Annotated in this window: 23 protein-coding genes and 1 pseudogene; 3 read left to right on the plus strand and 21 right to left on the minus strand. The window is 38.6% G+C overall.

Annotation, left to right across the window (positions count from 1 at the left end; all coding sequences use genetic code 11):
- Positions 1 to 71: 71 nt before the first annotated feature.
- The 5 genes from recG to LWE_RS09355 form a co-directional block, all read right to left on the minus strand.
- Positions 72 to 2,120: an ATP-dependent DNA helicase RecG gene (gene recG, locus LWE_RS09335; RefSeq protein WP_011702602.1), complete on the minus strand. Its 2,049-nt coding sequence runs from the start codon at positions 2,118 to 2,120 to the stop codon at positions 72 to 74.
- Positions 2,113 to 3,003 (minus strand): L-serine ammonia-lyase, iron-sulfur-dependent, subunit alpha, encoded by an 891-nt coding sequence (gene sdaAA, locus LWE_RS09340; RefSeq protein WP_011702603.1) that lies wholly within the window; start codon positions 3,001 to 3,003, stop codon positions 2,113 to 2,115. The genes recG and sdaAA overlap by 8 nt, the downstream gene beginning before the upstream one ends.
- Before the next feature lie 146 nt (positions 3,004 to 3,149).
- Positions 3,150 to 3,812: an L-serine ammonia-lyase, iron-sulfur-dependent subunit beta gene (gene sdaAB, locus LWE_RS09345; RefSeq protein WP_011702604.1), complete on the minus strand. Its 663-nt coding sequence runs from the start codon at positions 3,810 to 3,812 to the stop codon at positions 3,150 to 3,152.
- Between the two features lie 38 nt (positions 3,813 to 3,850).
- Complete coding sequence (locus tag LWE_RS09350) at positions 3,851 to 5,509, minus strand: DAK2 domain-containing protein (protein ID WP_011702605.1); 1,659 nt, start codon at positions 5,507 to 5,509, stop codon at positions 3,851 to 3,853.
- Between the two features lie 14 nt (positions 5,510 to 5,523).
- Complete coding sequence (locus LWE_RS09355; protein ID WP_003720130.1) at positions 5,524 to 5,889, minus strand: Asp23/Gls24 family envelope stress response protein; 366 nt, start codon at positions 5,887 to 5,889, stop codon at positions 5,524 to 5,526.
- A 297-nt stretch (positions 5,890 to 6,186) separates the two neighbouring features.
- Between LWE_RS09355 and rpmB the strand changes: the two genes are divergently transcribed.
- The gene (gene rpmB, locus LWE_RS09360) at positions 6,187 to 6,375 is read left to right on the plus strand and encodes a 50S ribosomal protein L28 (protein ID WP_003720131.1); all 189 of its coding nucleotides are present in this window, start codon (positions 6,187 to 6,189) and stop codon (positions 6,373 to 6,375) included.
- Between the two features lie 96 nt (positions 6,376 to 6,471).
- On the opposite strand, the gene LWE_RS09365 is transcribed toward rpmB, so the two are convergent.
- The 12 genes from LWE_RS09365 to LWE_RS09420 form a co-directional block, all read right to left on the minus strand.
- The gene (locus LWE_RS09365) at positions 6,472 to 7,116 is read right to left on the minus strand and encodes a thiamine diphosphokinase (protein ID WP_011702606.1); all 645 of its coding nucleotides are present in this window, start codon (positions 7,114 to 7,116) and stop codon (positions 6,472 to 6,474) included.
- A gap of 67 nt (positions 7,117 to 7,183) precedes the next feature.
- On the minus strand, positions 7,184 to 7,840 hold the full coding sequence (gene rpe, locus LWE_RS09370; RefSeq protein ID WP_011702607.1) for a ribulose-phosphate 3-epimerase: 657 nt from the start codon (positions 7,838 to 7,840) through the stop codon (positions 7,184 to 7,186).
- 2 nt (positions 7,841 to 7,842) lie between these two features.
- On the minus strand, positions 7,843 to 8,718 hold the full coding sequence (gene rsgA, locus LWE_RS09375; RefSeq protein ID WP_011702608.1) for a ribosome small subunit-dependent GTPase A: 876 nt from the start codon (positions 8,716 to 8,718) through the stop codon (positions 7,843 to 7,845).
- Between the two features lie 19 nt (positions 8,719 to 8,737).
- Positions 8,738 to 10,705, minus strand: coding sequence for a Stk1 family PASTA domain-containing Ser/Thr kinase (gene pknB, locus LWE_RS09380; protein ID WP_011702609.1), 1,968 nt, complete (start codon positions 10,703 to 10,705; stop codon positions 8,738 to 8,740).
- On the minus strand, positions 10,702 to 11,460 hold the full coding sequence (locus LWE_RS09385; RefSeq protein ID WP_011702610.1) for a Stp1/IreP family PP2C-type Ser/Thr phosphatase: 759 nt from the start codon (positions 11,458 to 11,460) through the stop codon (positions 10,702 to 10,704). The genes pknB and LWE_RS09385 overlap by 4 nt, the downstream gene beginning before the upstream one ends.
- Before the next feature lie 21 nt (positions 11,461 to 11,481).
- Entirely contained in the window at positions 11,482 to 12,816 is a 1,335-nt protein-coding gene (rsmB, locus tag LWE_RS09390) for a 16S rRNA (cytosine(967)-C(5))-methyltransferase RsmB (RefSeq protein ID WP_011702611.1), read from the minus strand.
- Positions 12,817 to 13,755: a methionyl-tRNA formyltransferase gene (gene fmt / locus LWE_RS09395; RefSeq protein WP_011702612.1), complete on the minus strand. Its 939-nt coding sequence runs from the start codon at positions 13,753 to 13,755 to the stop codon at positions 12,817 to 12,819. It lies immediately after the preceding gene.
- Between the two features lie 13 nt (positions 13,756 to 13,768).
- Entirely contained in the window at positions 13,769 to 16,162 is a 2,394-nt protein-coding gene (gene priA, locus LWE_RS09400) for a primosomal protein N' (protein ID WP_011702613.1), read from the minus strand.
- A gap of 4 nt (positions 16,163 to 16,166) precedes the next feature.
- Positions 16,167 to 17,366 carry a bifunctional phosphopantothenoylcysteine decarboxylase/phosphopantothenate--cysteine ligase CoaBC gene (coaBC, locus tag LWE_RS09405; protein ID WP_011702614.1) on the minus strand — a complete coding sequence of 400 codons (1,200 nt, stop codon included), beginning with the start codon at positions 17,364 to 17,366 and terminating at the stop codon, positions 16,167 to 16,169.
- A gap of 153 nt (positions 17,367 to 17,519) precedes the next feature.
- Positions 17,520 to 17,723, minus strand: coding sequence for a DNA-directed RNA polymerase subunit omega (rpoZ, locus tag LWE_RS09410; protein WP_011702615.1), 204 nt, complete (start codon positions 17,721 to 17,723; stop codon positions 17,520 to 17,522).
- Entirely contained in the window at positions 17,723 to 18,340 is a 618-nt protein-coding gene (gmk, locus tag LWE_RS09415; protein WP_011702616.1) for a guanylate kinase, read from the minus strand. Before gmk ends, rpoZ begins: the two co-directional genes overlap by 1 nt.
- 16 nt (positions 18,341 to 18,356) lie before the next feature.
- Complete coding sequence (locus LWE_RS09420) at positions 18,357 to 19,232, minus strand: YicC/YloC family endoribonuclease (RefSeq protein WP_011702617.1); 876 nt, start codon at positions 19,230 to 19,232, stop codon at positions 18,357 to 18,359.
- 156 nt (positions 19,233 to 19,388) lie between these two features.
- Between LWE_RS09420 and fbpA the strand changes: the two genes are divergently transcribed.
- Together fbpA and LWE_RS09430 are read left to right on the plus strand one after the other, a co-directional pair.
- Positions 19,389 to 21,101: an Rqc2 family fibronectin-binding protein FbpA gene (fbpA, locus tag LWE_RS09425; protein WP_011702618.1), complete on the plus strand. Its 1,713-nt coding sequence runs from the start codon at positions 19,389 to 19,391 to the stop codon at positions 21,099 to 21,101.
- A gap of 83 nt (positions 21,102 to 21,184) precedes the next feature.
- Positions 21,185 to 21,784 (plus strand): short chain dehydrogenase, encoded by a 600-nt coding sequence (locus tag LWE_RS09430; protein ID WP_011702619.1) that lies wholly within the window; start codon positions 21,185 to 21,187, stop codon positions 21,782 to 21,784.
- A gap of 45 nt (positions 21,785 to 21,829) precedes the next feature.
- Here the strand turns inward: LWE_RS09430 and pyrE are convergent, their stop codons facing one another.
- From pyrE to LWE_RS09450, 4 genes and pseudogenes are all read right to left on the minus strand, one after another.
- Positions 21,830 to 22,459 carry an orotate phosphoribosyltransferase gene (gene pyrE / locus LWE_RS09435; RefSeq protein WP_011702620.1) on the minus strand — a complete coding sequence of 210 codons (630 nt, stop codon included), beginning with the start codon at positions 22,457 to 22,459 and terminating at the stop codon, positions 21,830 to 21,832.
- The gene (gene pyrF, locus LWE_RS09440) at positions 22,456 to 23,157 is read right to left on the minus strand and encodes an orotidine-5'-phosphate decarboxylase (RefSeq protein ID WP_011702621.1); all 702 of its coding nucleotides are present in this window, start codon (positions 23,155 to 23,157) and stop codon (positions 22,456 to 22,458) included. Before pyrF ends, pyrE begins: the two co-directional genes overlap by 4 nt.
- A complete protein-coding gene (locus tag LWE_RS09445) occupies positions 23,154 to 24,068 on the minus strand; it encodes a dihydroorotate dehydrogenase (RefSeq protein WP_011702622.1) in 915 nt (304 codons plus the stop codon). The genes pyrF and LWE_RS09445 overlap by 4 nt, the downstream gene beginning before the upstream one ends.
- Positions 24,065 to 24,832: pseudogene (locus LWE_RS09450) on the minus strand (dihydroorotate dehydrogenase electron transfer subunit); the annotation flags it as partial. The gene LWE_RS09445 and the pseudogene LWE_RS09450, both read right to left, overlap by 4 nt.
- Positions 24,833 to 24,844: the final 12 nt, after the last annotated feature.

Raw genomic sequence — 24,844 nt, forward strand, 5'->3', positions numbered from 1 at the left:
TTATTGGTACCTTAATATGTTATTAAAAATCAAGCAAAGTTGCAAGTTTTTTTAAAGTTTGTTACAGAGGTTTAATCTAGTTTTTGTTCGGTAAAGACGCCTTCTTCTTCAAGAAGAGCCACTAATTTAGCATAAACTTTATTTTCTAACATATTTTCTTCAAATATCATATGAACGGCATCTTGGCGAGCTATTTCAAGTACGCGATAATCATGAACCATATCAGCCACTTTGAATTCTGGCACGCCACTTTGTTTTCTGCCGAAGAAATCTCCTGGTCCACGAAGTTCTAAGTCGCGTTCGCTGACAACAAAGCCATCATTCGTTTCTGACATAATCATCATCCGCTCTTTACCTACCTCCGTTTTTGGATCAGCAATTAAAATACAATAAGACTGATCAGCCCCACGTCCAACTCGCCCTCTCAGCTGATGTAATTGCGCTAAACCAAAACGGTCAGCATCGTATATGACCATCATCGTAGCATTTGGAACATTCACACCAACTTCGACTACCGTGGTTGATACAAGACAGTCAATTTTCTTATCATTAAAATCGCGCATGATTTGTTCTTTATCTGCTGGTAATAGTTTTCCATGCATAAGACCTGGAACGTATTTAGTGCCCCATTTGTTTTGCAAAATATTGAAAACATCAATCGCATTTTGCACATCGAGTTTTTCAGATTCTTCAATTAAAGGACATATAATGTAAACTTGGTGCCCTTTGTCAATCTCTTTTTCCATAAATCCGATGACACGATCTAGCATTTGGTGTTTTACCCAATAAGTTTCGATTTCTTTTCGTCCAGCTGGGAGTTCATCAATAATGGATACGTCCATTTCACCAAACGCTGTGATTGCAAGGGTTCTTGGAATTGGGGTTGCAGTCATAAACAACACATCTGGATATTCCCCTTTTTCACGAAGAATCCGCCTCTGTGCTACGCCAAACCTATGTTGTTCATCTGTAATAACTAATCCAAGTCGATGATAAATTACTTCGTCTTGGATTAAGGCATGTGTGCCAATTAAAACATCTACTGAACCATTTTCAAGCATCGCTAGTAGTTCTCTACGTCGTTTCCCTTTGACACTGCTTGTGAGCAAACCAACTGTAATGTCAAAAGGTTGTAGCAGTTCCACTAAAGAATTCGCATGTTGTTCGGCTAAAATCTCGGTTGGAACCATGAGCGCACTTTGAAAACCACTTTTAGCTGCGGCATACATCGCAATGGATGCTACCACTGTTTTCCCTGATCCAACATCTCCTTGCAGCAAACGATTCATATGGAAATGTGATAACATGTCGCCGCAAATCTCATTTACCACACGTTTTTGTGCTTTTGTAAGTGGGAATGGTAAGGAATCAATGTAATGGCGCAAATCTTCTACATCATAATTAATCGAAATCCCACCTGATTTTTCACGTTCTATTTTACGGAAAAACTGCATTTTCAATTGGAATAGCAAGAATTCCTCATAAACCATCCGACGTCTTGCTTGCTTTAATTCCTCATTGTTTTTTGGAAAATGAAGGATGCGCACGGCTTCTAAACGATCGATTAATTGATATTTTTCAAGCAAATTGGTTGGGATAACTTCCTCGATATCTTTACTATAGCTATCAAAAGCTAGCCGCGTATATTTTTGCATTGTTTTATTACGAAGGGTTCCTTTTAATCTATAGACGCCCTCTAGCTCTTCTTCATTTTCTACAGCACCTAGCTTTATTTTGCTGGCTGTAATTTGTGCGCGACTTTTATCCCATTTACCAGAAATCGTCACTATTTCTCCAACTATTATTTTACTTTTTAAATATGGTTGGTTGAAAAAATCGATTTTGATGACTTGGCCTTCTGTTGACACACGGAAAGAGAGCTTAGATTTTTTTCGACCGTAAAAAGCGACAGTTGCTTCAGTGAGTATTTCACCTTGAACCGTAATTCGTTCTTCATGCGCCACTTCGGATAAATCCCGCAACCGATAATCTTCATAGCGGTACGGGAAGTTCCAAAGCAAATCATGCACGGTTGATAAACCTAGCTCTTTTAAAGTTTTAGCTGTTTCTTCACCAATTCCTTTGATTTCAGTTGTCGGAATTTTTTTGAGTTCACTCACTAGTATCTTCTGGCGACAGGCCAAAAATCTTCCGCTGAATGGCACGTCCAGTCGGTGTAGCCGCCAATCCTCCTTCTGCCGTTTCTCTTAATGAACTTGGCATTTGTAAGCCTACGCGGTGCATTGCTTCAATCACTTCATCACATGGGATACGACTTTTAATACCCGCAAGAGCCATGTCTGCTGAAATGATTGCTTGTGAGGAACCTAGCGCGTTTCGTTTTACACATGGAACTTCTACAAGCCCTGCTACAGGATCACAAACAAGACCAAGCATATTTTTCATTGTCATCGCCATCGCATGCGCTGATTGTTCAGGTGTTCCTCCAGCAGCTGCTACTATCGCCGCTGAAGCCATTGCGCTTGCAGATCCAATTTCCGCCTGACAACCACCAGCCGCTCCGCTTATAAAAGCATTATTCGCAACTACATAGCCAAATGCGCCAGCTGTAAATAAAAAATTCACCATATCTTCTCGCGTCATTTCAAGACGATCTTTTAAAGAAAAAAGAACACCTGGCACAACACCTGCGCTTCCTGCAGTTGGGGTAGCGCAAATCACACCCATGGAAGCATTCACTTCATTCGTTGCAATTGCTTTTGCTACAGAATCGAGTAACACTTCACCAGACAAGAAGTTTCCTTTTTTGATATAGTCTTGCATTAAGACTGCATCTCCACCTGTTAAGCCAGTAGTAGAAGTAACTCCCGCCTCACCCTCGCGAATAGCTTCTTCCATAATATCTAAATTCCGTTCCATCGCAGCAGTTATTTCCTCCCGCGGCAAACCAGAAATACTCATTTCACGTTTAATCATAATTTCAGCAATAGTTAGGTTGTCGCGTTCAGCGATATCTACTAATTCTGCTACAGTTCTAAACATTGTCCACACTCACTTTCTTTACTCTTTACCAACATACCTGATTTAGAACTCAAAATAAAGCCAAACGCACGTTTTATTTACGTACATTTGGCTTTACACAAATCGAGTGCAAGCCACCGATTTACTAGAGATAAATTCCAAACCTATTAAATCATGACACTTGCTACTTGATAAATCCCTGGTAATTCAGCAATTTTGGTAATTAGATCTTGTTCCACTTGTTGATCAACTTCAATTACCATTAATGCTTCATCACCTTTTACTTTACGTGATACTTTCATTTGGCCGATATTAATTTTATGGTCAGCAATAACGGATGATACTGCTGCAATGGCACCAAATTTATCTTGATGTAAAATAAGGATAGCTGGCGCAGTTCCAGTGAATTCTAGTTCAAATTCGTTCAAGCGAATAATTTCTACTTTTCCGCCACCAATGGATGCACCAATTAATGTCATTTGTTGCATACCGTGTTTTAAGACTAACTTAACCGTGTTTGGATGAGGTGGTTCTTCCACTTCCTCAATAAACTGAATACGCATTCCCCATTCTTCGGCAAGCTTCGGTGATTCTTTCATACGCGGGTCATCTGGCTCAAAACCGAGTAGTCCGCCGATAAGCGCTACATCTGTTCCATGACCTTTGTATGTTTTAGCAAAAGAACCATATAAATGAATATCTACTTGGGATGGTTGTTCATTAAAAACAGCTCGTGCAATGGCACCAATACGACTAGCACCAGCAGTATGAGAACTTGATGGACCAATCATCACCGGACCAATAATATCAAACACGCTATTAAATTTCACTAAAATCATCCTTTCTTGTATTCATTTAAAATAAGTTCTTATTCAACAGCAAAAATATACGGGTAAACTGGTTGGCTACCTTCGTGTATTTCTACTTCTACATCTGGATAAGCTTCGGTTAGTCTATCTGCTAAAGCCTCTGCTTTATTAGCATCTGCATCTTCGCCAAAAATGATTGTAACGATTTCGCTATCCTCATCAAGTAATTTTTCTAATGTTTCATACGCTGCTGCTTCTAACGTATCATGACTAACTTTGATTTTTCCTTCTACCATACCGATAAAGCTGTCTTTTTTAATTTCTACACCTTCGACCGTTGTATCGCGTACAGCAGTTGTTACTTGACCACTTGCTACATCGTTAATAGCTTCTCGCATTGCTTCTGCATTTGAAGTGAAATCTTGCTCTGGTTGGAAAGCGAGCACAGCAGTAAGTCCTTGTGGAATTGTTTTAGTAGGGATAATTTGTACTTTATCTTCTCCTAAAAGTTGTGCTGCTTGTTCTGCGGCCATTTGGATATTTTTATTATTTGGAAGAACAAAAACTTGTTCTGCATTTGCTGATTCAATTGCTTTTACGATATCTTCTGTGCTAGGATTCATCGTCTGACCACCAGAAAGTACAACCGATACGCCCATACTTTCAAATAATTTTTCTAATCCGTTACCAGCAGACACAGTGACAATACCATAAGAAGCTTTTTCTTTTGTTGGTGTTTTTTCATTACCAACGATTTCATTATGCTGTTCGCGCATATTTTCTACTTTCATTTTAAGTAGACTACCATATTGTTGACCGTAATTGAATACTTCACCAGGATGCTCTACATGAACATGGACTTTTACCACTTCATCATCAGCCGCTACAAGTAGAGAATCGCCCATTTCACTTAAATCTTGACGGAATTGTTCTTCATCAAAAGGCTTTAGACCCGGTTTATTTTCATTGATTTTAACAATGATTTCGGTGCAATAACCAAAATGAATATCATCTGTGGACATAAAATCTTGTACATGACGATGATGTTCTGCATTAATTAATTCACCCATAGACGCCATATAGTCAGGAGCTTCCGCCATCTTGCCAGTTAGTACGCCATAAAATCCTTCATAAATAATAATCAGACCTTGACCACCACTATCAACAACACCAACTTCTTTTAAAACAGGAAGTAAATCTGGCGTTTTTTCTAATGCTACTTTCCCTTGTTTTAAAATCGCTTCCATAACTAACTCGATTTCTTGATGTTCAGCAGCTGCTGCAATTCCAGCTTTAGCGGCTTCACGAGCTACGGTTAAAATAGTTCCTTCCACTGGCTTCATAACAGCTTTATACGCCGTTTCGACACCTTTTACAAAGGCATTTGCAAATTCTTCTGCATTTAATGTTTCTTTATTTTCAATTGATTTAGAAAAGCCTCGGAAAAGTTGGGATAAAATAACGCCAGAGTTTCCACGAGCGCCCATCAGTAATCCTTTTGCAAGGTTTGCACCAACAGCACCAATTGTTTCTTTATCATTCTTTGCAACTTCTTCTGCACCACTTGTCATCGATAAATTCATATTTGTTCCCGTGTCGCCATCTGGAACCGGGAAAACGTTTAATGAATCAACAAAATCAGCATTTTTTGCTAAATTTTTGGCTCCAAGCGCTATCATTGATGCAAATTTCTCTGAGTCTAACTGATAAATACTCACTTACATAATCCTCCTTAAGATTCCTTGATTACTCGGACACCTTGAACATAAATATTTACAGATTCTACTGTAATACCGAGTGTTTTTTCGAGTGTATATTTTACGCGTTCTTGTACATTATGAGCAACTTCTGAGATTTTCGTCCCAAAACTAACAATAATGTACATATCGATATGTATGCCTTCTTCTTCTTGTCTTACAATAACACCTTTTGTATAATTTTCTCTTCTAAGAATATCTGTTAAACCATCTCGTATTTGATGTCTGCTTGCCATACCTACAATTCCAAAGTTTTCTTCGGCAGCACCGCCAGCGATTGTGGCGATAACATCACTAGTAATATCAATTTTGCCTAGCTTTGTGTCGATTTCGATTGCCATTCTATATTCCTCCCTACGGATTATATTCTCGTTCCATTATTTTTTATTATTGTTTTTATTTGTTTGTTAAGTTGTCCTTACCTATTTTACTATAATCACAGCCCTTTGGAAAGCATATCACAAATTTGGCTGATTAAATCGGTGTTTAGACTGTCAAGTAAAAATTCTTTGCACTATTTTCGCATATCCTCTTGCAAAGTATACTTGTTTATGATAAATTATTCTAGTGTATGAAAAACAAATGGATAGGTTATTTTAAATAAATTATCCGAAGAGCTCTGTAAGGAGGGGTAAACTATGGCTAAAGAATGTGTTATTACAGGCCGCAAATCACGTTCCGGTAACAAACGTTCCCACGCAATGAACTCCAGCAAACGTACTTGGAAAGCTAACTTGCAAAAAGTACGGATTCTGGTTAACGGCAAACCTAAAAAAGTTTGGGTATCTGCTCGTGCGCTTAAATCTGGTAAAGTGGAACGCGTTTAATCGAAGGAGAAATCAAGTGCAGCGACAATTATGTCGGTGCATTTTTTCTTTGTCCAAATATAAAAAAATACAGGCAAAAACCACCTGTATCCTCTATTAATCATTACTTTGAGTTAATAAAATCATTCCACTAGTAAAGGAAAATTTGCCAATTTGATTGACAAACTCATTACTGGAAAGCGCGGATCCTACTGGATAAGTCGCATTTTCCAGTGGATAAGCAAATCCTTTTAATGTAAGTCCTGTGACATCTTGCATTGTGGTGAATGCGACATATTTCTTGTCTGGCAGTTTTTCAATTGTATAGCTTCCAGGCGTGTACATTTTGATGTAATTATAGCGGTCAATCATTTCTACGACCGGCACCGCGCTTAAAAAACGTGGCTTGGTCAACATCATCAGATTCGCAAGTAAATGGTCTAGCCGGCCTCCTGTTGCTCCAAAAATGCGTATTTTGTCTGGATGCTGATTCATTGCCCAACTTAGCCCAATTTCGGTATCAGTTTCATCTTTTTCAGCAGGGTATTCTAGCACATCTGCTACTTTTGTTTTTAAATGGGCTAGTTCCTCTTTCGTTAAAGAATCGAAATCCCCCATTGCAACAGTTGGTATAATTCCTCTATCTAATAAACGTTTAGCTCCACGGTCCACGCCAACCCAACAAATATCTGCATTCGTATATGGTGTTAAATCAGGAATTTCTGACGCGGGCCCACCAACCATAATATTAATTACTTTCATATTCGTGTTCCCTTCTTTCCTAATAAATAAGACTGGAACGAAAAAATCTGTCCCAGTCTCCAAAATATTATTCGCCTACAATAGCACGTAATTTGTCAATTGGTGTTTGACGGTTTTTATTTCCATAGATGTAACTTCCGGCTACAAAAACATTTGCGCCAGCATCACGGCATAATTTAGCTGTTTCATGATCTACGCCACCATCTACTTCTATTTCGATATCTAAGCCTTTTTCGTCCACTATCTTTTTGAAGGCGCTAATTTTTTCTAGCACTTCTGGGATGAATTTTTGGCCACCAAATCCAGGATTTACAGTCATGAATAAAACCATATCGAGTTCATTTAACACATGTTGTAAAACATCAATTGGTGTTGCTGGATTTAGGACTGCGCCAGCTTTTACACCATAAGAGCGGATAAGTTGTAGCGTACGATGAAGGTGTGTACATGCTTCGACATGAACCGTAATATAATCTGCGCCAGCTTTTGCAAATTCCGGAATATATGTATCCGGGTTTTCAATCATTAAATGAACATCAAGTGGTAGTTTAGTTTCCGGACGAATTGCTTTTACGACTGCTGGACCAAATGTAATATTCGGAACGAAATGCCCATCCATTACATCAATATGGATATAATCTGCGCCGCAATTTTCTACTTCTTTAATATCTCTTGCAAGATTTGCAAAGTCTGCACTTAAAATCGAAGGAGCTATTTTTCCCATTATTAATACCTCGGCTTTCTGTTTTTTAATTCTTGTAAAATTTGGATATAGTGTTTGTAACGAAAATCTGCTATTTCGTTTGCTTCAACAGCTGTTTTCACAGCGCAGTTTGGTTCATTATCGTGCATACAACCACGGAATTTACAGCCACTACGACGGTCTTCCATTTCTGGAAAACAAAATTGTAATGTTTCAGGTTGTAAATCATCCCATTCGATAGAGCTAAATCCAGGAGTATCAGCGACAAAGCCATCTCCAATTGGCATTAATTCTACGTGTCTTGTTGTATGTTTTCCACGTCCGAGTGAGTTGGATATTTCAGCTGTTTTTAAGGTTAAATCACTATTTAAATTATTTAATAAGGTTGATTTACCCACACCAGATTGCCCTGCGATAACGGCTGTTTTACCGCTTATATAATCTTTAATCGCTTCTTTATCTGGCTCATCATTAGTGACAAAAACATCATAGCCAATTGTTTCATAAACTTCTTTATAAACCATGATTTGTTCTTTTTCAGCTTCCGTTGCCAGGTCCATTTTGCTTATACAGATGACTGGCTGAATGTCTTCTTTCTCAATAGCAACTAAAAAACGGTCTGCTAGATTCGTAGAAAAATCTGGTTCTACGGCAGAAAATACTAAAATCGCGATATCGATATTAGCAACGGGAGGTCGTACAAGTGAATTCTCCCGCGACATAACATCTAAAATATAGCCATCTGTTTTATTTTCTACTTGAAATTCCACATCGTCCCCAACTAGCGGCGAAATATTTCGTTTTCTAAAATTTCCACGTGCTCTGCATTGGTATACTTTTCCTTCAGAGAATACATAGTAAAATCCGCTCAACGCTTTGATAATTTGTCCTTCCAGCACATTTCCTCCGTTCTCTTTTTTAGTTTGGATAAGGGACTGTACCTTCATCGATTACTTTATCGTCACTGATGATTTTATAACCGCCGCTAGAACCTTCTTCTATTTTGAAAGTTACTTCTACAGATGTATTTTGGCTAATATCCATTTCACGGTAAGCACTTGTCATACTGTGATCTTTATCTTGAATATAAATTTGGATATGTTGCGGTTCTGGGTTTTCTTCATCGCTTGGTGTATAAGGAATATTGAATGTTTTCGTTACTTCTTTCACTTCTTTTTCTTTTGGTCCAGCAGAAATAACGATTTGGATTGTATCGCCCGGATTCATCGTGGTTCCAGCAGATGGTGATTGCGAAATCACTTGTCCTTTTTCAACAGAACTTGAGTTTTCTTCTGTGCTAGATACTTTAAATCCAAGAGGAGAAGCATAATCTTCTACCGCTGTTTTTGTATAACCACGTAAGTCTTTAAGAGAAATTGGCTCTGCGCCTTTACTTACGACAAACTTCACGCTAGTAGATTTGGCTACGACTTCTGATCCGCCTGAAGGTGTTTGGCTTATAATCATTCCTTTGTCCACATCTGAACTATACTCTTCCTCCGCAGAAATACTTTCAAATCCTTGTTCTTCTAGTAAAGCTTTGGTATCAGAGTAACTTCTTCCGCTGTAGTCATCTAATGTAATTTTTTTAGAACCGATACTTACAAATAAATTGACTTTCGTTCCTTTTTCTTTCATTTCACCAGCTTCAGGATCAGAATTAATTACTTTTCCTTCTTCTACTTCATCACTATTTTTTTCAGCTGTTTTGCCAATAACAAATCCTTCTTTTTGAAGCAGTGCGATGGCTTGGTCTTCTGTTTTACCAGAAACATCTGGGACCGCTATTTCATCAGGACTTTTACCTAATAACCATAATAATAAAATCCCAATAATAAACACGATTATCACTGAAAATACAATCCAAGCAATTTTCTTTTTCTTGCTCATTTTTTTCTTTTTCTTTCCTTTAGTTGCATCGGAAGCAACTTCTTGTGCGGCTACTTTTCCTTCTGGGACAATAGTTTTATCGAGATTTTGCATGGCTTCTTTAGTCGCAATGATGGGAATGGTTTTTGTATCCCCATCGTCTGTTGGAAATATATATTTTGGTTCGTTCAAGCGTTCTTTATTTAAGCAGGTTTGTAAATCTTTTTCCATTTCTTCTGCATTTTGATAACGTAAAAATGGATCTTTCGCTGTGGCTTTAATAATAATATTTTCTAGACTTTGAGGTATTTCTGGATTCTGTTCTCTTGCAGAAGGAATCTCCGCTTGTAAATGTTTAATGGCAATAGAAACGGCGGATTCACCATCAAAAGGTACTTTTCCAGTTAGTAGTTCGTATAAAACGATTCCAAGTGAATAGATGTCTGATTTTTGTGTTGCCATGCCGCCACGGGCTTGTTCTGGAGATAAGTAATGAACAGAGCCAAGTAATGAATTAGTCTGGGTTATAGATGTTTCAGACAACGCCATTGCAATCCCAAAATCGGTAATTTTCACGACTCCATCATGATCAATTAAGATATTTTGTGGTTTTAAATCGCGGTGAATTATGTGATGTTGATGTGCGACGGTAACTGCTGAAACAATTTGTAGCATAATATCCACTGATTTTTCATAACTAATAGGATGATTTTCATGAATATATTGTTTTAAATCCATGCCATCTACATGTTCCATAACAATGTAGTGTAAATCATTCTCTTCACCAACATCATAGATACTCACAATATTTGGATGAACTAAACTAGTTGCAGATTGCGCTTCTCTTTGGAAACGACGAATTAAATTACTTTCATCAGCTAAATCAATTCGTAAAATTTTCACTGCAACATCGCGGTCAAGGATCATGTCATGAGCAAGATAAACATTGGCCATTCCACCGCCGCCTATAGCATGTAAAATCTTATAACGATCGTTTAGGCGTTTACCTATCATCATGAAGCATCCCTCCCTTTCTGCATCAGATTTCGTTCAACCAATAATACGGTGATATTATCTTCTCCCCCATAAGAATTAGCTTTAGTAATAAATACGTCCGCTTTTTCAGAGAGGCTACGTTTACTTTTTAAAATGTCTTCCATTTCTGTTTCTGGTACCATATTTGTAAGTCCATCGGAACAAAGTAGTAAGGTATCTGTTGTTTGAAATGGTACTACAAATGTGTCTACCTCAACTTTTCCTTCGACACCTAATGCGCGTAGAAGAATATTTTTCCGCGGATGATTCATTGCATCTTCTTTGCTGATTTCACCCGTGCGTAGTAATTCATGAACAAGGGAGTGATCTTCTGTTAATTGTCGTAATGTATTATTTTGAAGTAAATAACCACGACTATCCCCAACATTCGCAATCACAACTTGTGATTTTGCCATTATAGCTGCCACAAGTGTTGTACCCATGCCGTTTAAATCCATTTCACTTTCCGCGTAAAGGACGATTTGTTTATTTACTTCCTGAATTTCTTTGCGGAGCCATGTTTCAATTTCTTCAGCAGTTAAAAGTGCAGTAGTTTCTTTCCACGCGTCACTAAGCAAACGTACAGCCATTTCACTGGCAACATCTCCTGCACGGTGTCCACCCATTCCATCTGCTACAATTACAATTGGCTGGTTGTCTTTATTTTCAAACACACCGCCATTATCTTCATTATGATGTCTAATTCTGCCTCTGTCTGTTCTAAATTCTGCATGCATTTAAACGCACCTCACTATTTTTCAGGACTTCACTTTTCTTAAACTTGAAACGAAGAAACCATCGCTTCCAATATCTGTCGGTAAAAGTTGTACAAAATCGTCCTTCTTGATATGTGCCAATTTTTCAGGAAGTGTTACAGGTTCAAGCGAAAACTCTGGATGTTTTTCTAAGAACGCACGCAGGACTGTTTCGTTTTCTTCCTTATCAATCGTACAAGTACTATAAACTAATATACCATTTTCTTTTACTAGTTGGCTAACGTCATCTAAAATTGCTAATTGAATTTCTGCTAATTTGTGGATATCTTTTTCTGTTTTTGCATATTTAATATCTGGTTTTCTACGAAGAACACCAAAACCTGAGCAAGGGGCATCTACTAAAATACGGTCAAATGTTTCTGGTTCAAACATGGTACTTGCAGTTCTTGCATCTTGATGAGCTGTACGAATATTTAATAGTTGCAAACGTTTTGCTGCTTGATCTATAAGCTTGGTTTTCTTTTCGTGGATATCCAGCGCATGAACCATTCCTGTGCCATGCATCTTTTCTGCAATATGCGTTGTTTTTCCGCCAGGTGCCGCACAAGCATCAAGTACGGTTAAATTGTCTTCTAATTGAAGTGCATAGGCTGCGAGCATCGAGCTCTCGTCTTGGATACTACATTTACCGTCTTTGTAAGCTTTTGTTTCTGCAACAGAACCTTTTTCAACAAGTAAAGCTTCGTCAATAAATTCGTTTTGAGTAACTGTAATTCCTTGGTCATTCAATTCTTTAATTAGTTGCTCGGTGCGAATTTCTGTTTGGTTGACACGTATACTTTGGTGTGGAGCTACTAAGAAAGCTAGCCCAATTTCACGCAGTTTTTGGACGCCATATTGATCGGCCCATCTTTTTGCTAACCATTCTGGCAAGCTTGTTTCGACTGCGATTTTTTGGACTGGATCTTTTACTTCATCAATGCTCGGGACGCCTTTTCGGATTACATTACGTAACACCCCATTGACGAATTTGGTTACGCCTTGGTGTCCTAAATCTTTAGCAATATCCCCTGCTTCATTTAAAATCGCGTGCTCAGGAACTTTATCTAAAAAAGTTAATTGATATACGGACATTCGGAGTAAATTTTTCACCCAATTATCCGGTTCTTTATTTAAAAATGGAGCCAAATAGTAATCGAGTGTAATTTTACGCTGTGTAGTTCCATATACTAATTCCGTTAATAGCCCTTTATCTAGTGGATTTAGTTTCTGTTTTTTTAGCGCATCATTAATTAATAAATGACTATATGATTGATTGTTTTCAATTTTGATAATGAGTTCTAATGCGATGGCGCGAACTGTTTTTTGCTTCTTCATTTATTCACCAAACCTTGTCGACTTGCTTAAATTTCTGCCAGCTCCGGACATGAATGAATGGACATCCATTTTCGGTTTTCCTGCTGGTTGGATTACTGTTGGTACTATAAGAGTCCCGTCCCCAGCTATAATCTTAAGAGATGTTTTATCCATTAAAATCGTACCTGGTTCACCTTCTACTTTTGTGTCATCATAAGTCGCTTCCCAAATTTTAAACGGTTTTTCTTCCAGTGTTGTATATGCAACTGGCCAAGGGGAAAGTCCACGGATTTGATTAAAAATGGTGCGTCCCGGTTGTGTCCAATCGATTTTTTCTTGTTCTCTAGAGATATTACGCGCAAATGTGACTTTTTCTGGGTCTTGAGCTATAGCAGTAATTTTCCCAGCTAAAAAGTCAGGTAATGTATCCATTAAAAGTTCTGCGCCTAGTTTGCTTAATTTATCGAACATGGTTCCTGTATTATCTGCCTCTGTAATTGGGATTTTACGCTGACTAATCATATCGCCAGCATCCAATTTCTCTACCATATACATGATAGTAACGCCTGTTTCCGTTTTACCATCAAGTAGTGCATAGTGAACCGGAGCACCGCCGCGATATTCTGGTAATAGAGATGCGTGGACATTGATTGCGCCATGTTTTGGGGATTCAAGTAAACTATTTGGCAAAATTTGTCCATACGCTGCTGTAACAAGTAAATCGGCTTCTAACGCAATAAGTTCATTTAGTTCGCTTGAAGTGCGTAATTTTTCTGGTTGAAAGACTGGAATAGCTAATTCTAAAGCGGCTTTTTTTACTGGCGGTGGGGTTAAAATACGTTTGCGCCCAACTGGTCGATCTGGTTGTGTAACAACTGCAATTACATCATATGTGCTAGCTAATTGTTCTAAAATAGGGACAGAAAATGCGGGTGTTCCCATAAAAATGATTTTTGTCATCGGTTCGCTCCTTTTACATTAATACGTATGGTTGTACATCAATAGTTATCGTTAAACCTTTTTGTTGGTCTTTTTGATAATGAGTGATTAACGTTTTTAGTTCTTTTTTTAAATCTGGCTCAATTTTATATTTTAGAATGCACTGATAGCGATATTTATTTTTAATTCGCGTGATAGTGCTTGGAACAGGGCCTAAAACAACGGCATCTGGTCCTAACTTTCCTCGTAAAAACTGAGCCATTTCTTGAATAGTACGAATAGCTTTCATTTCATTTTCATCACTGACATTAATCATTGTTAAGTAATAAAACGGCGGATAAGAGCCCATTTTTCGTAATTGCATTTCGTGATTATAAAAACCAATAAAATCATGTTTTTTAGCAAATTCGATACTGTAATGTTCTGGATTGTAACTTTGAACAACGACTTCTCCCGTCCGTTCATGCCGGCCTGCGCGTCCGCTTACCTGGGTAAGAAGTTGGAAAGTACGTTCCGAGGCGCGAAAGTCTGGTAAATGGAGCATCGTGTCCGCATTTAATACGCCAACTAAGGTAATATCTGGAAAATCAAGTCCCTTTGCAATCATTTGAGTGCCTAATAAAATATCCGCTTCATGATTACGAAAACTTTTAAGCAATTTTTCGTGAGCGCCTTTTGTTCTTGTTGTATCCACATCCATCCGAATAACGCGCGCTTCTGGGATTAATTTTGTCAGGCTTTCCTCTACTTTTTGTGTACCGGTTCCAAAATAGCGAATATGTTCCCCTTCACAGCTTGGACATTTTTGTGGGACACGTTCTTCATGACCACAGTAATGACACTTCATTTGGTTGCTTGATTGATGATAGGTGAGCGAAATATCACAGTTAGGACATTCTACAACGTAACCACAATCCCGACACATGACAAAAGAAGAATAGCCACGACGATTCAACATTAAAACGGTTTGTTCTTTTTTAGCAATTCGGTCTTTGATTTTTTCTAATAATTCAGTAGAGAATTCTGTACGATTTTCTTTGCGTAATTCTTCGCGCATATCTACTACGCTAACTTCTGGCATTGCACGATCATTTACCCGGCTAGGAAGTTCAATTAATGTATAAACTCCTTTTTTCGCCCTAGCAAAAGATTCAAGGGATGGCGTGGCACTTCCGAGAACGACTGGACATTGATATTTATTCGCGCGCCAAATAGCTACATCTCTTGCATGATAACGCGGATTATCTTCTTGTTTATAGCTCGCTTCGTGTTCTTCGTCAATAATAATAATCCCTAAATTCTCAAGTGGAGCGAACACAGCAGAGCGGGCACCAACAACCACTCTCGCTTCTTTACGTTCAATTTTGCGCCATTCATCATATTTTTCTCCAGAAGAAAGTGCACTGTGTAAGACTGCAACTTCACTTCCAAAGCGGCTTTTGAACCGTTCGACCATTTGTGGTGTAAGGGAAATTTCTGGTACTAAAACAATTGCTTCTTTGCCTTCTTTTAATTTTGCTTCGATTGTTTGTAAATAAATTTCGGTTTTTCCACTTCCGGTCACACCGTGTATTAAGAAAGTTTCTTGCTCTGTTGCTGCAGTAATTTTCCAGCAGGCTGTTTGTTGATCTGGTAGTAACTGGAGCGATTCACTTTTTTCAAATTGGTGGTTTTGGTATGGGTCACGCGAAATGATTTTCTCTTGGATAGTCAGTATGTTTAAGTCTGCTAATTTTTTAATGGTTGTATCGGTGGTTCCTGCTTGTTTTTTTAATTCAGAGACGAGGATTTCGCTTCCTTCAAATGCTTGAAAAAATGCAAGTACACGTGATTGTGCTTTGGCATTTTTAGGCATATCTTCTATTATTTCAGTTAGTTGATATGGTGATTTCAAGCAGCTGACAACACGAACTTTTTTGTTGGTGATTTTATTTTTTACTTGGTAGACAACTTCTACACTACCTTCTCTCACCCATTTGCCGATTTGTTTAAGAAGACCCCGTGCTTCTGCTACTTTCCAGTCTAGCGTTTCATAACCTTCAAACAATTGTTCTAATTCTTCATTCTCATCATCTAAGCGCAAAAAATATTTTTCATATTTTGCTCGGAGCGCGGCTGGTAACATAGCTTGGTAAGCAGACACACGAAAACTAAGTGTATCTTCCGCAAGCCAGTCTCCTAACTCCATCAATTCCTCATTTAAAACCGGCGCTAAATCCATCACGCCATCAATACCTTTTAGTTTTGGATTTTCTTCCGTTTCGTCAAGAGAAGTAACAAAACCTTGTATTTTGCGATTTCCAAATGGGACACTCACCCGCATACCAGGGCGAATAAGTTCTTCTAAATCTTCGGGAATAAAGTAATCAAAGGGACGATCCACTTGCATGGCTGGAACGTCCACAATCACTTTTGCTATATTAATCATTTGTTCACTTCCTTAAAAGGTTAGCGGCTTCTTGAATGATATGTTCAGCAACTTCTTTTTTATCTAATATTGGTAACGCCTTATTAGATCCATCTTTTCGGTAAAAAGTCACGATATTTGTATCTACAGAAAAACCGGCGCCTGCTTCGCTGATATTGTTTGCGACAATCATATCGGCATTTTTGGACGTTAGTTTTTTGAGTGCATTTTCTTCTAAATTTTCTGTTTCGGCAGCAAAACCAATTACTACTTGATTTGCTGATTTATTTTGACCGATTTCGAGTAAAATATCTTTTGTTCGTTTCATTTCAACCGTAAAATCGCCAGGCTGTTTTTTAATTTTTTGGTCGGAAACTTTTGCTGGTGTGTAGTCAGCAACTGCTGCAGTCATTACAAAGATATCTTGAGCCGCTTCATGTTCACTAACAGCTTGGTACATTTCTTCCGCTGATTCCACATATAAAGCTTCTACGCCAGGTGGTACGGGAAGTGCTTTACTTGTAGTAACAAGCGTAACTTTCGCACCATGACGAGCTGCCGATTCTGCAATACTAAATCCCATTTTTCCAGTAGAATGATTGGTAAAATAGCGTACTGGATCTAATTTTTCACGAGTTGCTCCAGCGGTCACTAGAATATTTTTGCCTAGGAGTAAATCTTTATCCTCTTGAAAGAATTCCGCAATACGGAGAACGATTTTTTCAGGTTCTTCGAGACGTCCACGCCCAACATAACCACAAGCCAGATAACCTTCTTCTGGTTCAATGAAACGAACACCATCAGCATATAGTCTGTTAATATTCCGAATGACTGCTGGATGCTGAATCATATGGACATTCATTGCTGGTGCGACCCAAACTGGCGCTTCTGTTGCCAGAATAGTTGTTGTTATCATATCATCTGCAATCCCATTTGCCATTTTACCAATGATATTTGCAGTTGCAGGTGCAACAATAACTAAATCTGCCCAATCTGCTAAATCGATATGCGCGACCACGTTAGATTTTTTTTCGTCAAATGTATTGGTATATACATCATTTTTAGATAATACTTGAAATGAAAGTGGCGGAACAAATTCTTGTGCGTGTTCGGTCATCATGACTTTGACGTTTGCCCCCGCTTGCGTTAATTTACTTGTAAGTGCAACTGCTTTATAGACAGCAATGCCACCAGACACTGCGAGTAAAATATTTTTTCCTTGCATCGATAAGTCACCTCATTTTAATATGAAAAATCATTAATTCCATTATACCTTAAATTAGGACAGGACAAAACTAGGAAGAAACTAGATTTTTGCTTATTTTTATAATCTATATAGCTAACAAAAAAGCCCCGCAATGAAGCGGAGCAGTTAAGCTTATTTCTCGTCGTTTTTTAAAACTAATTTCCCAGCATGAATTTCTTCTAATGCTTTACCGACAAATTTGTCAGATTGATAGCTCGGAAGTACACCTTTATCATTTTCCAGTTGCATGTAACGTGCACGTTTGGCAGCCACAGTAACTAGCGAATATTTTGAGTCGATTTTTAGCAATAAATTATCAATTGATGGATATAACATCATTGTAATCCCTCCAACATTTTTTTGTAGCGATGAATTACTCGCTCAGTTTTTAAGTGTTCTGTTTCGACGATGCCTTTGATTTTCTGTACGGCTTTTGATACCACATCATTCACCACAGCATAATCATAAGACGCCATCATTTCGATTTCTTTCTTCGCTGTTTCCATGCGTTCCTCAACAACTTCCATCGATTCTGTGCCGCGACCGATAATCCGGTTTTTAAGTTCGGATAAATCTGGTGGCGTTAAGAAAATGAAAATTCCTTCTGGCATCGCTTTTCGAACTTGCATTGCTCCTTGCACTTCAATTTCGAGAAAAATATCCACCCCTGCGGCTAGTTTTTCCTCGACATATTCAAGCGGAGTGCCGTAGTAGTTACCGACATACTCTGCATATTCTAACATTTTCCCATCTTGGATAGCTTGTTCAAAAACTTCTCGCGAACGAAAATAATAATCGACTCCGTCTTGTTCGCCTTCACGAGGAAGACGCGTTGTCATAGAAATAGAATAATCAAAACTTGTTTCCGGATCTTTAAAAACAGCTTCCCGAACCGTTCCTTTACCTACTCCAGATGGACCTGAAAGTACAATTAACAGTCCTCTTTCTGTCATCATTTCCCCTCCGATATCATTCCACATTTTGCACTTGTTCTCGAATTTTTTCTAGCGTCGTTTTCATTTCCACCACTTGTTCAGTGATTTTTAGAGAACTTGCTTTTGATCCAATCGTGTTGACTTCGCGGTTCATCTCTTGAATAAGAAAATCCAGCTTCCGACCAATTGGTTCTTCGAGTAATATAATACCATAAAATTGCTTTAAATGGCTCTTTGTTCGTTCAACTTCTTCGTTAATATCTGCTTTTTCAAGTAGTAAAGCGACTTCGGTAAGAACGATACTAGGATCAAATTGTTCCCCCACAACGTTTTGTAAACGGGTTTCCAATTTTTCTTGATAGTATTTTTCTGTGTTTGGAATTTCTGCTTGAATGATTTCCAAGCTTTTCTCAATTGCACTAAGATGCTGTTTGAAATAAAGCAGTAATTCTGCTCCTTCCATACTTCTCATTTCATCTAGTCGTTCCGTTGCACGGGCAAGTGTTTCCAAAACTAATCGTTCTAAATCACTACTTGCTTCTACTTCTTCTTCAATAGAAAGATAGGCTTGTTCTTGAAGTAAGTCCGCAGTAGTTGGCAAATCTTTTAATTCATATCTAGCGCTTGCTTGTTTGATAAAACGGTAATAGCTATCTGCGAGGTCCCAGTCAATATGTAAAGCCCGTTTTGAAATTTGCTCTCCTGTGATGGAAAAGAAACATTCCATTCTACCACGTTTAATTTGCTTACTTATTGTCTTTTTTAATTTTCCTTCTAAGTACGCGAGCTGCTTAGGCATCCGAAAAAGAAATTCGGAGTAGCGGTGGTTGACTGCTTTTAATTCAATGGTTACTTTGAACGATTCAAACTCTTTTGTGGCACGTCCAAATCCCGTCATGCTTTTCACCATTTGGCAAGACACCTTTCATCTCTTAAAGTTTCCAGTAAGATTACTTGAAATTTGTTCTGACTTCTTATTATACCAAAGCTACTCCCTGCATACAATACATTTTCAGAATGTATGTTAAAATAGAAAGTAACTAACTCATAAAGGAATGAAAAACTCATGGCGTTTGATGCAATGTTTTTAAAAGCAATAACCGAAGAACTTGCCGAACACGGAGAAAGTGGACGTATTATGAAAATCCACCAACCGTTTTCGCATGAACTTGTTTTATATATCCGAAAAAATCGTGAAAATAAACGTCTGCTTATTTCTTCGCATCCTAGTTATGCGCGGATTCAGTGGACAGATGATATCCCTGAGAATCCAGCAACACCACCAATGTTTTGTATGCTACTTAGGAAATATTTAGAAGGCGCAATTATTGAATCGATTACACAACTTCCAAATGAACGGATTTTACAATTTAGTATTCGCGGTAAAGATGATATCGGCGAAAATCGATTTTGTGATTTATTTGTAGAAATTATGGGACGACATAGTAATATTACACTTGTTGATCGTGCAAAAAACGTGATTGTTGATTGTATTAAGCACGTTTCCCCAGCACAAAATAGTTACCGAACACTTTTGCCAGGAGCGACTTATGTGCTACCTCCAACAACAGATAAATTAAATCCTTTCGAGGTTACTGCAGAGCAATTACTAGATAGACTGGATTTTCAAGCAGGTCGAATCGATAAACAGCTTGTGCAAAATTTTGCAGGATTTAGTCCGCTATTCGCTCGTGAAATTGTTTTTCGTGCGGGGAATTTAACCGCAGATTCTCTTGTCACAGCCTTTTTTGAAGTGATTGGGCTTGTGAATGAGCATCTAGGAAGTTCAGCAGTTCCAAACGAATGGCGCATTCAAAATAAAGAAGATTACTACTTCTTCCCGCTCCGTCATATTGATGCAGAAACAACCGAATTTGCTAATTTAAGTTCTCTTTTGGACCATTTTTATATTGGTAAAGCGCGTCGTGATCGTGTCCACCAATTCGCGCATGATTTAGAAAAACTATTATCCAATGAACTCGCTCGTAGTAGACTGAAAATCGAAAAGCTTGAAAACACTTTACTCGAAACAGAAAAAGCAGATGTTTACCGAGTACAAGGGGAACTTTTAACAGCCAATTTACATTTAATGGAGCGCGGAATGGAAGAAATCACCGTAGAAAATTTTTACGATGAGATGAAAAAAATGACTATTCCACTTGATTCGAGGAAAACCCCATCCGCCAATGCGCAAAGTTATTTCAGCCGTTATCAAAAACTGCGCAATGCCGTCGAAGTAGTAAAAGAACAAATCGCGCTCACAAAAGAAGAAATTACTTATTTAGAATCTGTTGAGTCACAGCTAGAAACATCTGGCCCGCAAGATGTGGAAGAAATCCGTCAAGAACTTGCTGAACAAGGATATCTTCGTTACAAACAGAAAAAAGGCAGTCGTAAAAAAGCCACTTTACCAGCACCAGAAAAATATACCTCTTCAACAGGCTTATCGATTTTGGTGGGGAAAAACAATAAACAAAATGATTATTTAACAAATAAATTAGCTCGAAATAATGAATACTGGTTCCATGTGAAAGATTTACCTGGTTCGCACGTGGTAATTCAATCAAGCAACCCTGATGACGCGTCGATTACAGAGGCCGCGATGATTGCCGCCTATTACTCAAAAGCACGTCTATCCGCCACCGTTCCAGTCGATGGCACCTTAGTAAAACATGTTAAAAAACCAAATGGCGCCAAACCTGGTTATGTTATTTACGATAATCAAACGACTTATTTTGTTACGCCCAATGAAAAACTTGTGTTAGGGTTGAAAAATTAACGGTTCCTCCATGGAGCCGTTTTTGCTTTCTTTTTTTAGGGTACAGATTAATGGACATTACATTTTGGAAGGATGATAAACAAATGAAAATTTTATTAATTGGGGCTTCTGGTACGCTTGGTTCTGCGGTGAAAGAACGTTTGGAGAAAAAAGCGGAAGTGATTACTGCTGGCAGACATAGTGGCGATGTAACGGTGGATATTACGAGTGTCGATAGTATCAAAAAAATGTATGAACAGGTTGGAAAGATAGACGCGATTGTGTCAGCAACTGGGAGCGCCACTTTTTCCCCTTTAGCGGAATTAACTCCAGAGAAAAATGCTGTGACAATTAGTAGTAAACTAGGTGGTCAAATTAATTTAGTTTTACTTGGAATGAACTCATTGAATGATAATGGGAGTTTTACACTCACTACTGGTATTATGATGGAAGACCCAATCGTTCAAGGGGCCTCTGCTGCAATGGCAAATGGTGCGGTTACTGCTTTTGCCAAATCCGCTGCGATTGAGATGCCACGCGGAATTCGGATTAACACAGTAAGTCCAAATGTTTTAGAAGAGTCTTGGGACAAACTAGAATCATTTTTCCAAGGGTTCGTTCCAGTCCCAGCTGCCAAAGTCGCACATGCTTTTGAAAAAAGTGTTTTTGGCGCCCAAACTGGCGAAACTTACAAAGTATATTAATAAAAAAAGAGAAGTTCACCTCCAAAAATGGTGAACTTCTCTTTTTTATTTGCCCCAGTTTTCTGGACTTTTCTTCCATTCTTTTAATGTCGCCATATCTTCTGCTGTTACATAATCTTTATTTAAAGCTACTTCAATTAGCTCATCGTAGTTTGTTAATGTAATTAATTTTGTATTCGATTCTGCTAATAATTTTTTCCCTTTATCTAAACCATATGTAAAGATTGCTGCGATTCCAAGCACTTCTGCTCCCGCTTCCTCTAAAGCTTCTACCGCTTTTAAAGAGCTTCCGCCTGTCGAAATCAAGTCTTCAATCACGACTACTTTTTGACCTTTCGCGATGAGTCCTTCGATTTGGTTTCCTTTACCATGTTCTTTTGCTTTTGAGCGCACATAGACCATTGGTAGATCAAGTAAATCACTTACCCATGCGGCATGCGGAATTCCAGCGGTCGCGGTGCCTGCAACAACATCTACTTCGCCAAATGTTTCTTTAATTTTTTCTGCCAGTGATTCGGCAATAAATTGGCGGACTTTTGGAAAACCTAATGTTAAGCGATTATCACAATAAATAGGGGATTTAATTCCTGAAGCCCAAGTGAATGGATCATTTGGTTTTAAAAAGACTGCTTTGATTTCTAATAATTGTTCGGCTACTTGTTTTTCAATACTCATACATTCCACTCCTTTAAAACTTGATTATAGGCTTTGACTGGGTCATTCGCTCGGGTAATAGAACGACCAACAACAATATTTGTAGATCCAATGACACGAGCTTTTTCAGGTGTGACAACACGGATTTGGTCATTGGCTGCATCACTTAGTAGTCGAATTCCCGGTGTTACTCGTAAAAAATCCTCCCCATTTTGCAGTCTAATCTCTTCCGCTTCCAGTGCAGAGCAAACTACCCCATCTAGTCCCGCTTGTTTCGTTAAATCACTATAATGTAGTACGGATTCTAGAAGGCTTGCTTTTACTATTTGTTCCGTTTGCATAGCTGCTTCACTTGTACTAGTAAGCTGAGTCACTGCAATCAGTTTGGGACGTTTTCCACTACCAGCTCCTATTTCTAAACCTTCACGAGCAAATTCCATCATTTTTTTCCCACCAGCCGCATGTACATTAACCATATCCACGCCTAATTTCGCCAAACTAATCATTGCACTTTTGACCGTATTGGGGATATCGTGGAGTTTTAAATCTAGAAAAATGGCATGATTCTGCTGTTTTATTTTTTCAACAATAATTGGACCGTTGCTATAAAAAAGTTCCATGCCTACTTTTACAGATAAAGATTCTCCGGAAAAATTGGCTAGAAAAGTCTCTACTTCTTCATAAGTTTGGAAATCTAGCGCGATAATTGGTTTATTCATTGGTTTGCTCGCTCCTTTTTAAGTTCTTGTAGGGAAGAAATGCCAAGTTCATCCATTCGTATTGGAAGTTCGGTAATTAATTTTGGACAAATAAATGGGTCGGTAAAATTCATCGTTCCTACTGCGACTGCATCTGCTCCTGCAATTAAGAATTCTAGTACATCATCAACTGTTTGCACGCCGCCCATGCCAATGATAGGAATATTGCTTACAGAACGAACTTGATGAATCATTCGGATAGCCACTGGTTTAATCGCTGGACCAGAAAGTCCACCTGTTCCATTTGCAATAATTGGTTTTCTTGTTTTTAAATCAATACGCATACCGAGCAAAGTATTAATCATTGTGAGCCCATCTGCACCCGCCGCTTCAATAGCTTGCGCGATGGAAACAATGTCCGCTACATTCGGTGATAATTTCACGTAAACAGGCACACTTGCAACACTTTTCACCGCTTTAGTTAAACGATGCGCTACTTCTGGGTCTGTTCCGAATGCGATACCGCCGTGTTTTACATTTGGACACGAAATATTGAGTTCGATTGCTTTCACTGCTTTGGACTCACCAATTCGGGAGCAAACTTCAACATAATCGTCCTCCGTTGCCCCCGCCACATTAGCGATAATCGGCGTTTCAAATTGTTCTAAAAATGGAAGTTCATGGGCTAATACATGTTCCAGTCCTGGATTTTGCAAACCGATAGCATTAAGCATTCCGCTCGCTGTTTCTGCTACACGTGGCGTAGGATTTCCAAGTCTAGGTTCTGGTGTGACAGCTTTAGCCATAATCGCACCGAGTTTATTTAAATCATAATACTTACTATATTCTTGTCCAAAACCAAAACATCCTGATGCTGGCATAATGGGATTTTTGAGCGATAATCCGGGAATTTCTACAGCCAATCGATTCATAAGCTCACCTCATCTGCACGAAAGACTGGGCCGTCTTCGCAAACTTTAAATTGCTTGTTTCTATCATCTGCTTTTGGACAAACACATGCGTAACATGCCCCAATACCGCAAGCCATCCGTTCTTCTAATGATAGATACGTTTTTGTTTCTGGAAAACTGGCTTTGACTGCTTCGAGCATCGCTTTTGGTCCGCAACTGTAGATGACATCTGGTTCTTCTAGGAAGTTTTTTGTAATATCTGTGACAAAACCTTGCGTTCCAAGCGTGCCGTCCACTGTCGCAATATGAACCGTGCCATATTTGGTCATTTCTTTTTCATAAAAACTATCTTTCGCAGATTGGAACCCATTTACAAACGTTACTTGTACGCCTTTTCCAGCTAACTCTTTACCAAGTTGATACATAGGAGGAACACCGATTCCGCCCCCAATTAAAAGAGCGGTTTTTGGTTCAGGAGTCCGGTCAATATCAAAACCTTTTCCAAGCGGACCTAACACATCGATAGTATCATCACTTGAAAGTTTGCTGAAATCTTCCGTTCCATCTCCTTCAACTCGGTATAACAGGATACATGTTTGGGCTGATTTATCATAAGAACAAATACTTATCGGTCGTCTCATAAGCAAATCAGAACGACTCGGTTTCAGCATTAAAAACTGTCCCGGCGACATATCCATTACACATTCTCCTGATAAAATTAGTTCGTATACCTTATCTGCAATTTCGGTTTGCTGAATGACTTTCATTTCCGTCTGTAACACGGTTCCACCCCCGTT

The sequence above is a fragment of the Listeria welshimeri serovar 6b str. SLCC5334 genome, from assembly GCF_000060285.1.
Classification (GTDB): domain Bacteria; phylum Bacillota; class Bacilli; order Lactobacillales; family Listeriaceae; genus Listeria; species Listeria welshimeri.

Bases quoted from the DNA above. Each gene is read 5' to 3' on its own strand.
- sdaAA (WP_011702603.1), bottom strand. From the start codon at position 3,003: ATGTTTAGAACTGTAGCAGAATTAGTAGATATCGCTGAACGCGACAAC.
- LWE_RS09355 (WP_003720130.1), bottom strand. From the start codon at position 5,889: ATGGCAATCGAAATCGACACAAAGCTAGGCAAAATTGATATTACTAGT.
- rpmB (WP_003720131.1), top strand. From the start codon at position 6,187: ATGGCTAAAGAATGTGTTATTACAGGCCGCAAATCACGTTCCGGTAAC.
- LWE_RS09365 (WP_011702606.1), bottom strand. From the start codon at position 7,116: ATGAAAGTAATTAATATTATGGTTGGTGGGCCCGCGTCAGAAATTCCT.
- rpe (WP_011702607.1), bottom strand. From the start codon at position 7,840: ATGGGAAAAATAGCTCCTTCGATTTTAAGTGCAGACTTTGCAAATCTT.
- pknB (WP_011702609.1), bottom strand. From the start codon at position 10,705: ATGATGATAGGTAAACGCCTAAACGATCGTTATAAGATTTTACATGCT.
- LWE_RS09385 (WP_011702610.1), bottom strand. From the start codon at position 11,460: ATGCATGCAGAATTTAGAACAGACAGAGGCAGAATTAGACATCATAAT.
- rsmB (WP_011702611.1), bottom strand. From the start codon at position 12,816: ATGAAGAAGCAAAAAACAGTTCGCGCCATCGCATTAGAACTCATTATC.
- fmt (WP_011702612.1), bottom strand. From the start codon at position 13,755: ATGACAAAAATCATTTTTATGGGAACACCCGCATTTTCTGTCCCTATT.
- priA (WP_011702613.1), bottom strand. From the start codon at position 16,162: ATGATTAATATAGCAAAAGTGATTGTGGACGTTCCAGCCATGCAAGTG.
- coaBC (WP_011702614.1), bottom strand. From the start codon at position 17,366: ATGCAAGGAAAAAATATTTTACTCGCAGTGTCTGGTGGCATTGCTGTC.
- rpoZ (WP_011702615.1), bottom strand. From the start codon at position 17,723: ATGTTATATCCATCAATTGATAATTTATTGCTAAAAATCGACTCAAAA.
- gmk (WP_011702616.1), bottom strand. From the start codon at position 18,340: ATGACAGAAAGAGGACTGTTAATTGTACTTTCAGGTCCATCTGGAGTA.
- LWE_RS09420 (WP_011702617.1), bottom strand. From the start codon at position 19,232: ATGGTGAAAAGCATGACGGGATTTGGACGTGCCACAAAAGAGTTTGAA.
- fbpA (WP_011702618.1), top strand. From the start codon at position 19,389: ATGGCGTTTGATGCAATGTTTTTAAAAGCAATAACCGAAGAACTTGCC.
- LWE_RS09430 (WP_011702619.1), top strand. From the start codon at position 21,185: ATGAAAATTTTATTAATTGGGGCTTCTGGTACGCTTGGTTCTGCGGTG.
- pyrE (WP_011702620.1), bottom strand. From the start codon at position 22,459: ATGAGTATTGAAAAACAAGTAGCCGAACAATTATTAGAAATCAAAGCA.
- pyrF (WP_011702621.1), bottom strand. From the start codon at position 23,157: ATGAATAAACCAATTATCGCGCTAGATTTCCAAACTTATGAAGAAGTA.
- LWE_RS09445 (WP_011702622.1), bottom strand. From the start codon at position 24,068: ATGAATCGATTGGCTGTAGAAATTCCCGGATTATCGCTCAAAAATCCC.